The 10,874-nt window shown below is 74.2% G+C and carries 8 protein-coding genes; 5 read left to right on the forward strand and 3 right to left on the reverse strand.

The genetic code is table 11. The features are described from left to right. The first annotated feature begins 36 nt into the window (after positions 1 to 36). The 4 genes from QSK26_RS04345 to QSK26_RS04360 all read left to right on the forward strand — a co-directional run bounded on the left by QSK26_RS04345 (position 37) and on the right by QSK26_RS04360 (position 6,582). Entirely contained in the window at positions 37 to 600 is a 564-nt protein-coding gene (locus QSK26_RS04345; RefSeq protein WP_285773643.1) for an erythromycin esterase family protein, read from the forward strand. A 38-nt stretch (positions 601 to 638) separates the two neighbouring features. Further along, positions 639 to 4,475: a CHAT domain-containing protein gene (locus QSK26_RS04350; RefSeq protein WP_285773644.1), complete on the forward strand. Its 3,837-nt coding sequence runs from the start codon at positions 639 to 641 to the stop codon at positions 4,473 to 4,475. Positions 4,476 to 4,528: 53 nt separating this feature from the next. Then, on the forward strand, positions 4,529 to 4,921 hold the full coding sequence (locus QSK26_RS04355) for a hypothetical protein (protein ID WP_285773645.1): 393 nt from the start codon (positions 4,529 to 4,531) through the stop codon (positions 4,919 to 4,921). 422 nt (positions 4,922 to 5,343) lie between these two features. Beyond that, the gene (locus QSK26_RS04360) at positions 5,344 to 6,582 is read left to right on the forward strand and encodes an MFS transporter (RefSeq protein ID WP_285773646.1); all 1,239 of its coding nucleotides are present in this window, start codon (positions 5,344 to 5,346) and stop codon (positions 6,580 to 6,582) included. Between the two features lie 6 nt (positions 6,583 to 6,588). Here QSK26_RS04360 and QSK26_RS04365 read toward each other — a convergent pair whose 3' ends face one another. From QSK26_RS04365 to QSK26_RS04375, 3 genes are all read right to left on the reverse strand, one after another. Then, entirely contained in the window at positions 6,589 to 8,004 is a 1,416-nt protein-coding gene (locus QSK26_RS04365; protein WP_285773647.1) for a serine/threonine-protein kinase, read from the reverse strand. A 112-nt stretch (positions 8,005 to 8,116) separates the two neighbouring features. Then, entirely contained in the window at positions 8,117 to 9,055 is a 939-nt protein-coding gene (locus tag QSK26_RS04370) for an NADP-dependent oxidoreductase (protein ID WP_285774180.1), read from the reverse strand. Between the two features lie 72 nt (positions 9,056 to 9,127). Then, entirely contained in the window at positions 9,128 to 10,009 is an 882-nt protein-coding gene (locus QSK26_RS04375) for an NmrA/HSCARG family protein (RefSeq protein WP_285773648.1), read from the reverse strand. A gap of 81 nt (positions 10,010 to 10,090) precedes the next feature. On the opposite strand from QSK26_RS04375, the gene QSK26_RS04380 reads away from it, so the two are divergent. After that, the gene (locus QSK26_RS04380; protein ID WP_285773649.1) at positions 10,091 to 10,663 is read left to right on the forward strand and encodes a TetR/AcrR family transcriptional regulator; all 573 of its coding nucleotides are present in this window, start codon (positions 10,091 to 10,093) and stop codon (positions 10,661 to 10,663) included. The last annotated feature ends 211 nt before the right edge of the window (positions 10,664 to 10,874 follow it).

The raw sequence follows: 10,874 nt of genomic DNA on the forward strand, positions 1-10,874 counted from the left end.
ACGGTGCACGCACACCACTCACGCACAGGAGAGACGATGACGCGCTTACCCGTCCTCACCGCGCTCACCACCGCCGCCGCCGCACTGTTGCTCACGAGCCCACCCCCGCCCGCACAGGCGACGACCACGACCCTGCCGGCACAGGCGACGGCCACAACCCTGCTGATCGACGACTACCTCCTCACCGGTGAAGGCGACCTGGACGCCCTGATGGGCCAGATGGCCGCCACGTGGCGGACGCGCGAGGTCCGGGACGTGCTGCGCCGGCTGCGCGCCTACAACGCCGCGCACGCCGGCAAGGTCCGGTTCGCCGGCGTGGAGTTCTTCGCCACCCGCCCGCTGTCGTACGACGCGGTGACCGCGTACGTCGGGCGGGCCGCTCCCGGACGGCTCGCCGAGCTCCGGAGCGCACGGCAGGCGACAGGTCGTTCAACGGGAAAAGCCTGCTCCGTGCGCCTGTCATCACAGCTGGGGGAACCGCCCTGGGACGTGATCATCGCTTTACCCGCGGCCGGAGACATCGCCTCGGGATTTCCGGCCGGACATCTCCCGTCCGGCCGGAATCGGCGCTACCGGGCGCGCGATAAACGGACGATATGACCCCGCCGGAAGGCGGTTTCCTGACGTACGATCTCATCGTGGATCTCGGCGGAGACGACAATTCCAGGGCCGCTTTCACGGTCCGGCTGGGCAGGGCGCTGATTCGCGAGGCCGAAGGGGGAGTTCGGCGGAATATCGGTCTCGCGGAATTGGCCGAGGAGTGCGCCGGGGCCCCGGGGGAAGCAGCGCGGAGCGGGGAGCGTGACGGCGAAGGGGACGGCGGGCGGGCCTACGCGGTGGGGGCCGCGGCCCTGGCGGCGCGGGAGGTCTGCGCCGATCCGCGGTCGCTGGACGGGCTCGGCGACGACGAGCGCGGGGCGATCCTTTTCCGTTTCACTTCCTACCTCGCTTATCTCTCGGCCAACGACGCCGAGCATCTCGCCCCACGGCCGGTGACGATTTACCCGGAGGTGGTCACGCGATTCTCCGACGGGGCGAAAATGGCGTTGGCGTGGAAGGTCGCGGCGGCCGTCATTCTGGAGACCGCGGGCCTTGAGGCTTATACCGCCGCCAAGGCGGTGGTGGAGGAGTATGTTGCGGGGCTGCCCGCGGAGGTCGCGGCGGTTTTCCGGGAAACGGACGACCTGATCACCACCGGTCCCGCCCTGGCGGTGGGCCGGGCACTGCGGGACGAGGCCGAGCGGGGCCTGCGGCGCTATCCGAGCCTGGTGGACCTGATCCAGGACTCCCTCGCCGAACTCGCCTCCCCCGAGCCGGACACCGCCCCTGAACCGGGCACCGGCCCTGAACCGGGCACCTCCCCCGAGCCGGACACCGAACCTGCGCCGGGCACCGGTCCTGAAGCGGATGCGGCGCCCAGGCCGGGTGACGGAGACGCGGCAGGCGACGAGGACGGGGCGTTTCTCGTGCGGCTCGGCGGTGCGGCCATGCAGGCGGCGGGGATCTGCGCCCGGCCCGGCGACCTGGACCAGCTGCCGGAGGACGCGCGCTCGGACTCGCTGTACGGTTTCCTGGGCTTTCTCCAGTTCGTCCTGGAACACCGGCTCTGGCATCTCGCGCCGCAGCCGTTCACCGCCTATCGGGAGATCATCCCCCGGTTCGACGATCCCGAGCCGATGACCTACGCCTGCATCTGCGCGGCGGCCGTCGTCAGGGAGCGCGGCGAACTGGCGGAGTCGCTCGCCGTACTGCTCCTGGCCGAGGAGCACCTTGGCGCGCTGCCCGCCGAGCATGCCGCCACGGTCCACCTGCACGCCGCGAACACCCTGCGTGACCTGCGGCGTTTCGACGAGGCGGAGCGGCGCTACGCGAGTGCCGAGGAGGCGGCGGCCCGGCTCGGCGCGGAGGAGCGCGGTCCGCTGCTCGTGGAGATCGGGCACCAGCGGCACCGGCTGTCCACCTATGCCCGGCCCGCCGAGGACCTGCCGGGCGCCGGCACCGGTTTCGATCCCAACCCGTTCCTGCCCGGCTCGATCTTCAACGATCCGGGGCGCTGGCGGGAGCAGCCCTGGCAGTTGCTGACCCTGGCGCAGAACGCGGTGCGCGGCGAAGACCATTTCACCGCGCACCGGGCACTGGCCGAGTTGGCCGACGCCGCCGCACCGTCCGACTACGACCTCCTGGCGGCCCTGCACCACGAGGTGGCCGAGCTGGCGCACCGGGTGGGCGCCTCGGCGCGGGTCGTGCGCTGGCACGGCTTCCTCTGCGTGTGCGCCACGATCCTGAGCGACAACCACCGCGAGCTGGGCATCCGGCTCTCCCGGCAGGCGGTCCGGCTCGCGGCGCACGACGACCACCTGTCCGCGTACAACCTGGCGCTGTGGGCGCAGGCGGCCGACCGCGTCCCGCTCTACACGGCGGGCATCCTGGCCGACATCGCCTTCGTCCTCTACCGGAACGGCACCCTCGACGCCGCCAGGAACCGCTTCGAGGCGTCGCTCGCCGCCGTGCCGGACGACGACCTCGTACGGGCGCAGCGGGACATGGTGGCCCTGCTGGTCGGTGAGGAGCCCATCGGCGCGGAGGAGCCGGCGCGGCGGCCGTCGCGGTCCGCGGCGACCGGGGCCGCCCGGCTGCGGGCCGCGGCCCGGCTGCTCACCGCGCCCGCCGACGATCTCGACGCCTGGCAGGACCTGCTGCTCTACTCCAAGGGGTCGCTCCAGCCGTGGTCGCCGGCGTTGCACACCCTGGTCGAGTCGGTGCAACGGCTGCCGGAGGGCGGCGGGCCCGGCATCTTCGGCAACACGCCCGTCGACGGCGTGAAGGCCCGGGTGTTCCAGATCCTGTTCACCTCGGGGCTGCTCGGCCTGCTCGACCGGCACTGGAGCATCCCGCCGTGGGCGGGCGCGGCCTGGGCGCTGTCCGGCGACCCGTCGCAGGCCACCGCGCGCGAGGAGGTCGGCCTGGAGATCGCCGTCTCGGCTCCCGCCGCCGAGCGGCCGTCCGCGGTGGTGAGCGACCCGGCGGACGCGCCCAACGTCACCGACGCCCAGCGGCGTGAGATCGCCGCGTGGGTCGATCGCCTCCTCGCCCTGACGTTCCTGCCCGAGCGGGCGTCCCGCGCCTTCGGCGGCGCCGCCGCCGCGGCCGGGGCGCGGAGCCGGGCCGCGGCGTTCGTCGCCGCACACGGGAACCGGCTGGCCTTCCGGCTGCGCGACCAGGCGACCGACCGGTACGAAGCCGAGAACGCCGAAGCGCTGCACCGGTTCCTGGACGCCCTCTCCCGGTTGCCGCCGCGGCTCAGGGACGCGGTGGGCGCCATCGAGTCCCTGCGGCAGGCCGCCGTCGAGGCGGGCCCGGTCCGCGACTTCCGCGCGATCGAAAACACCTGTCTGGCCGGCATGCCCGAGGACGACGCCCGTCCGCTTCGCGAGCTGTTCGCCTCCCGGGTCGGCGCGCGGCAGATCCTGCCCTCGCACGCGAAGAGGCTCGGGGACGAGGTGCGATCGTGGTTCACCGGCCCCGGCCAGGCCACCGTGGACCTCGTCCAGGGCACCGGCACCGCGCACTCGATCGCCTGCCGCACCGGAGCCGGGGTGACCGGGGCCGGGGTGACCGGGGTCGAGGTCGGGGTGACCGTCGGCGAGGTCGGGGTGTCGCGGGCGGCGGCGCAGGCCGCCGTGCGGCGGGTGCTGCTTCCCGCGCCCGCGCCGGACGAGGTCGGCCGGCTGGTCGGCGGCCTGCGCGCCGCCGCGGGCGGCGCGCGGGAGATCGCCCTGCGGCCACGCCAGCCGTGGGAGCAGATCCCGGTGGAGAACATCCCCGACGGCAGCGGCCGTTCGCTCGCCCAGGACCACGTGGTGGTGCGGCGGTACGGCCGGCGTCCCCGGTTCGGCGTCGCCACCGCCCGGTTCCCCGACCGGGCCGAGGTCCTCGGTGACCCCATGGGCACGACGGACGCGGAGGGCCTTCCCGGCGCGCTCGACGAGGCGTACGGCGTCGCGGAGGCGTTCGGCGTCACCGCGGTCGTCCGGGACGGCGTCACCTGGGACCGGCTGCGCTACAGCGCCCGCGTCGCGGACCTGCTGTGGATCTCCACGCACTGCGAGCCGGTGCGCGACCTGGGCGGAGCCGCCGCGCTGCGGCTGCGGGACCGCTGGGTGCTGCCCGCGGAGCTCGCGGCGCTGGACGTCAACCCCGGGCTGGTGGTGGTGCTGACGGTGTGCGCGGGCGGGCGGGGCGTGCCGCTGGGCAACGTGAGCGAGCCGCCCACGGCGACCGCCTTCCTCACCGCGGGCGCGGATCTCGTGATCTCCCCCATCCGGCCGATCAACGACGTCACCTGGGGCCCGCTCATCGTCACCGCGCTGCGGCGGACCCTGGCGGGCGAGGCGACGCCCGCGGAGCTGGTCCGCCTCCTCAACGCCTCGACGCCCGCCGCGGAGCCGTTCGCCCCCTGGGTGATGCACGCCTGACACACCCCCGGCCGCGACCGGCGCGGCCGTACCGATCCGGATGAGGAGTCGCCATGCGATACGAGGTGGAGAACAGCGGCCTGGCCCCGGAGGATCTGGCCGCGGTCGGAACGTTCGAGGAGGCGGGCGGGCCGACCGGCGAGCGCGGGATCGGCGCCGACCTGCTCGTCGCGATCGCCGGGGACGTCGCCGGCGGCGGGATCACCGCGGCGCTGGCCGGGATCTGGTTCGCCTGGCGGCGCCGCCGCGAGCGCGACCTGCGGGACGCGTCGGCGGCCACGGTACGGGTCGAGGTGGGCTTCGAGGACGGCGGGCGGTTCGAGACCGTCGTGGAACTGCGGGGGAACGGCGTCGAGGGCGTGCGCCGGTTCGAGCTGGAGACCGGGAAGGCGGCGGACGGGAAAGAGGTCCGGCATGTCCGGGTCACTTTTCCCGAGGGGCAGTAGCGGCGGGCCGTCCCCACCGGGTCCGCGCGCGGGCCCGGTGCGGATTCGCCGCCGGGTCAAGGGTTAACCCTCTGGTGGGCGTCTCCCGCTTCCCCGACCATGGTCGTACTCCGAAGCCCCCGGACTTCGAGGAGGTGAACGGCCTGCCGCGACGGACCTGGAACTGAGTGCCCCGGTACGCAGGCGCGCGCCCAGGACCCTCCCCCTGGGCACGCGAACCCGGGATCCCTCCACCGGCTCGCCGATGCCGAGGACTCCGGCGCGCCGGACCAGGCGCCGGGGTCCTCGGCGCCCGTTCCGGCGCCGGGGTCCCCGGCGAACCCGTCCCAGGCCGCTCCCGCCCGTAGCCGCTCCCGCCCCAGGCCGTTCCCACCCGAAGCCCTTTCCGTCCGAGGCCGTTCCAGAGGAGGCGACACGCCGCGATGAGCCGGAACGGCACCTTCCGCCAGGTGTTCTCCTCCCGCGAGTACCGCGCCCTGTGGACGGCCACGCTGCTGTCGGACGTCGGCGACCAGCTCGCCCGGGTCGCCGTCGCCGTGATCGCCTACGAGCGGACGTCGTCGGCCGCCGTGACGGCGGTCACCTACGCGCTCACCTTCGTCCCCGCGCTGATCGGCGGGCCGCTGCTCGGCGGGCTCGCCGACCGGTTCCCGCGCCGCGAGGTGATGTTCTGCTGCGACCTGGTCAGGGCGGTGCTGGCCGGGCTGATGGCGCTGCCAGGGACGCCGCTGGCCGTGCTGTGCGCGCTGCTGTTCGCCGTGCACCTGCTGGAGGCGCCGGTGCGGGCGTCCTACAGCGCCGTGCTGCCGCAGGTGCTGGACGGCGACGGATACGTCACCGGGCTGTCCGCGCTCCAGATGGCCTCGCAGGCGGTGCGGGTGCTCGGGTTCGCCGTGGGCGGGGTGGTCGCCGCCGTGTTCCGGCCGGAGAACGCCCTGCTCATGGACGCGGCCACCTTCCTCGCCGCCGCCCTGATCGTCCGCTTCGGCCTGACCGCCCGCCCGGCCCCCAGGCCACCTGTCCGCGCTCCCGCCCCCGGCACGCCGTCGTCTCCGGGCTCGCGAGGGGTGGCGACCGTGAGGATGATCGCCGGTGACCGGCGGCTCCGGCTGCTGGTCGCCTCGGCGTGGCTCGCCGGGTTCTACGTGACCCCCCAGGCGCTCGCCCTGCCGTACGCCGCCGCCCTCGGGATGGGCGGCGCGGGAGCCGGGGTGCTGATGGCGGCGGGGCCGCTGGGGGCGCTGGCCGGCGTGCTCGTCCTCGGGCGCATGGTGCCCGCGCCGGCACGTCTCGCCCTGCTCGGGCCGCTGACGGTGCTGACCAGCGTGCCCCTGATCCTCGTCGCCACGGGCCCAGGACCGGCCGGATCGGTGGCGTTGCTGGCGCTGTCCGGACTCTGCTCCGCCTACCAGGTCACGGCGAACGCCGAGTTCGTCACCGGCGTACCCGACCACCTGCGCGGCCGGGCCGTCGGACTGGCGGGGTCCGGCCTGATCGCCGCGCAGGGACTGGGCATGGCGGCCGGCGGCCTCCTGGCCGAGCTCACCGGCCCGGGTACGGCCATCACGACGGCCGGCGTGCTCGGCACCCTGGCCGCCCTCCCGCTGGCGACCGCCTGGCACACCCGCGTGCACAGCCTCCGCCGGCTGCGCCACGGCTGACCCGGTTCACCCGTTCTCGATGGGCAGACCGTCGAAGAGCTGGACCGTGGGGATGTCGATGTCGGCTGTTTCCACCGTTGTCGGGACGTTGGTGAAGGAGTTGTAGAAGATGGCGGTCTCGCCTTTCCTCCAGCGTTTGTTGTGGAGGTTGGTGCACACGCAGCCCTCCTGGTCCGCGGCGGTGAGATGCCTGACGCCGTTGGTGGTGTCGATGAGCACGACGCCGTTGGTGCTGACGTCGTAAATGCCGTTTCTCGACTGGCCGAACACGTTGCCCGGTTCCCACACTCCGGCGGCGTCGACCGGCTGGTACACCGCCGACCATTTGACCGTCACGGTCTTGCCCGCGCGGCGTAACGAGTCGATCTGCACCTGGAGCGTCCAGCCGCTGCCGGACAGCACGTGCCGCGCCAGCGGGTCGCCGTCCGAGCCCTGGCCGGGCAGGCCGCCCGGCCGCAGCGCGATCAGCAGCACCGCGGCCGTCACCGCCACGGCGGCGAGGGCCGCGGCGACGGGGAGCCACCGCCGCCACCTCTTCGGCAGCGCGTCGGCGACCGTCCGCGCCACAGGCGGCTCGACCGCGGTCCAGGTACCGGCGACGGCCTCGATCGCGTCCTCGATCGCCGTCTCCTCCCGGCCGAGCAGCCGGTCCAGGAGTTGCTGCGCGGTGGGGCGCCGGGCGGGGTCCTTGTCCAGCGCGCGTTCCACGAGAGGGCGGAGCCCTTCGTCGAGGCCGTCCAGCCGTGGCGCGTTGTGCACGATCCGGTACAGCAGTTCGGGGGCGCCGCCGACGCCGAAGGGCGGTCTGCCGGTGCCCGCGTACGCGATCACGCCGGCCCAGGCGAAGACGTCGCTCGCGGCGGTCACCCGTCCCTCGGCGTGCTCGGGCGACATGTAGGCGGGAGTGCCGATCACGGACTGCGTGCCCAGGGTGCCGGCGAGCTGCGCGATGCCGAAGTCGATGACGCGGGGGCCGAGCGGGCTCAGCAGGATGTTGGACGGTTTCAGGTCGCGGTGCACCACGTCCGCCTGGTGGATGGCGGCGAGCGCGGCGGCCACGCCCACCGCGAGCGCTTCCAGGTTGGCCCCGGTCATCGGCCCCTGCGCCTCGACGACGGACGCCAGGTCGGGACCGTCGACGTACTCGGTCACGATGTACGCCTGCCCGTCGTCCACCCCGGCGTCGAGCACCGGCGCGGTGCAGAAACGCGCCACCCGGCGAGCGGCCTCCGCCTCCTTTCCGAAACGCCGCCGGAAATCCGCGTCGGTCGCCACCTCCGGGCGCATCACCTTCACCGCGACACGCCGCCCGGAAGGGTCGTTCGCGAGATACACCCTTCCCATGCCGCCCTCGCCCAGCCGCCTGACGAGGGCATAAGGGCCGATGGTTCGCACGGTCGTCGCGGTACGGTCAGCGTCCATGACGGCCAGCCTTCCGGAACACCGGTCCACTGGCAATCGCCCTTTTGTCCGCCGGACGCGACCGCGCAGGACGGCCGGCCCGCTGCCGTCCCACTTCGCGCTCGGTCTCGCCCTACTCCGCCACGGTGAGCACGATCTTGCCCGTGGTGCGTCCCGTCTCGCCGAGCGCGTGCGCCTTGGCCGCCTGCTCCAGCGGCAGCACCGCGGCGATCTCGGGGCGCAGCCTGCCCGCCTGGGCCAGCGCGGCGATCGCCCGCATGGCGGCGTGGTCCGGCTCCACGAGCATGGACTCCGCCCGCACGCCCAGCTCCCGCGCCTGGTCATCGAGCCCTTCGGCCAGGTTGGACAGCACGAGCGACACCATGACACCGCCCTTGCGCAGGCAGCGCAGCGACCTCGGCCCGTAGTCGCCGCCCATCGTGTCGATCACCACGTCCACGTCCTTGACCACCTCGGCGAAGTCCACGCTCCGGTAGTCGACGAGTTCGTCCGCTCCCAGGCCGCGCAGGAAATCGTGCTTGGCCGCGCTCGCCGTACCGATGACGTGGGCGCCCCGCGCCTTGGCGATCTGCACAGCGAGGTGGCCCACCCCGCCCGCGGCGGCGTGCACGAGCACCCGGTCGCCCGCGCCCGTCTCCGCCGTGTCCACCAGCGCCTGCCAGGCCGTCAGCGCGGCCAGCGGGAGCGCCGCGGCGTGGACGTGGTCGATCTCCGCGGGCTTGCGGGCGAATGTACGGGCGGGCGCGGCCACGTATTCGGCGAAGGCGCCATGACTGTGTGGATAACGCAGCATGCCGAACACCTCCTGGCCCGGCTTGTACAGCGTCGTCCCCACTCCCACGGCCTCGACGACGCCCGACACGTCCCACCCGAGGACGAACGGCGGCCGGCCAAGCAAGCCGCCGGTGGCGCGGTGCTTCCAGTCGGTCGGGTTGACCCCGGCCGCGCGCACCCGCACCAGCACCTCGGTGGGACCGGGTGAGGGCCGCTCCGTCTCGATCTCCTTCAGCACCTCGGGGCCGCCGAGGACGTCCTGACTGATCGCGCGCATCGTTGTTCTCGTCACATCGCCAAGTATGGCCAAGCGCCGCCGGAGGCATGGAGATCGGCAGCCGTCCCCGGCCTACCTCTCCCGGGCCAGCAGGGCGCGGATCTCGGCGGCGCCGCCGTTCCTGAGCCAGGCGGGGAAGTCCAGGAGGCCGGGATGGCGTGCGCGCAGCGCCGCGATGTCGGCCCGCCACACTCCGCGCTCGTCGGCGAACAGCCGTTTCGCCTGCGCGCTCAGCCCGGCGCCGTAGTCGGCGACCTGCCGGTAGGTGATCTCGCGCCCGACGGCGCGGCTGATGAGCTCCACCGTCCGGCTGGGGGTCAGCTCGTCACCGGCGATCTCGATCGCCTGCCCGGCGTACTCCTCCGGGCGGGTGAAGGCGAGCCGGGCGAAGACGCCGATGTCGGTGACGGCGATGAGCTGCACCGGCGTCTCCGGGCCGAAGAGGTGCCTGAGCTCCCCGCCTGCGATCCCTCCCACGGGCAGCCCGGGAACGGTGTGGTTCTCCATGAAGCGGACCGGCCGCAGGATCGTCGCGGGCAGGCCGAGCGCGTGGACGTACTCCTCGATCCGCCGTTTGCTCTCCCAGTACGGCAGGCCGCTCCCGCGCTCGGCGCCGCCCACGGAGGCGAACACGAAGTGCGAGACGCCGGCCGCCGCGGCCGCGTCGGCGAGGTTGCGTCCGCGCCGGATCTCGCGTTCCGTGTCCTCGTCGTCGGGGGTGACGCCGAAGATCCCGTGGCTCCCGGCCGCCGCCTCCGCGAGCGAGCGGGGATCGTCGAGGTCCCCGGCGCGCAGTTCGGCGCCCCGCGCGAGCCACGCCCTGGCCGCCGGGGCGGCCGGGTCGCGGACGAGGGCGCGCACGGGCAGGCCGGCGGCCAGCAGCTGGGCGGCGGTGGCGCCACCTTGGCGGCCGGTGACGCCGGTCACCAGAACGGGCTTGCGAACCGGGTTCATCGTCGGTCCCTTCCGGACTAAGATGAGACTGTCTCAACTAAGATATTGAGGCAGTCTCAACTTGGCAATCCGGGAGCATCCATGCCAACCGCCGACCCCGCCCCGCGACGCCGGATGCGCGCCGACGCGCGCCGCAACCACGACCGGCTGCTCGCCGAGGCGGCTGCCGTCTTCGCCGAGCAGGGCGTCGAAGCGTCGCTGGAGGCCGTCGCCCGGCGCGCGGGCGTGGCGAACGGCACGCTCTACAGCCACTTCCCCACCCGGCAGGCCCTGCTGGAGGCGCTGCTGGCGAACGGCATGTGGGTGCTGGCCGACACCGCCCGCGACCTCGCCGGCCACCTGTCCGCCCACGAGGCCCTGACCACCTGGGCGCGGGCTGCCATGGCGCACACCACGAGGTACCGGGGGCTGGCCACGTCGCTGCTGCGCAGCGTCGAGGACGAGACCTCCGAGCTGCACGCCGCCTGCCAGGAGGTCCTCGGCGCCGGCGAGCGGCTCCTCACCCGCGCGCAGGCCGCCGGAACCGTGCGCGCGGACGCCACCGCCGCGGACCTGTACTCCCTGATCAACGCGGCGGCCTGGGCCGGGGAGCAGACGTCACCCGCGCAGGGCGAGCGGCTGCTGTCCTTCTGCATCGACGGCCTGCGCCCCTGACGTCCTCTCCACGGCCCGCCGCCCCGCGGGACCACGGCCCCCCGCCCCGCGCGACCACGGCCCCCCGCCCCGCGCGACCGCGGCCCCCCGCCCCGCGCGACCGCGGCGGGCCGCCACGCGGCGACCGCCATGTCCCGCTCTGCACCCGCGGCAAGGGCGGTAACCTGACCTACCAGCCGGGTGCGCAACTCCCCGATCCCGGCGGGGATGG

This window comes from Microtetraspora sp. NBRC 13810 (assembly GCF_030268685.1).
GTDB lineage: Bacteria > Actinomycetota > Actinomycetes > Streptosporangiales > Streptosporangiaceae > BSRQ01.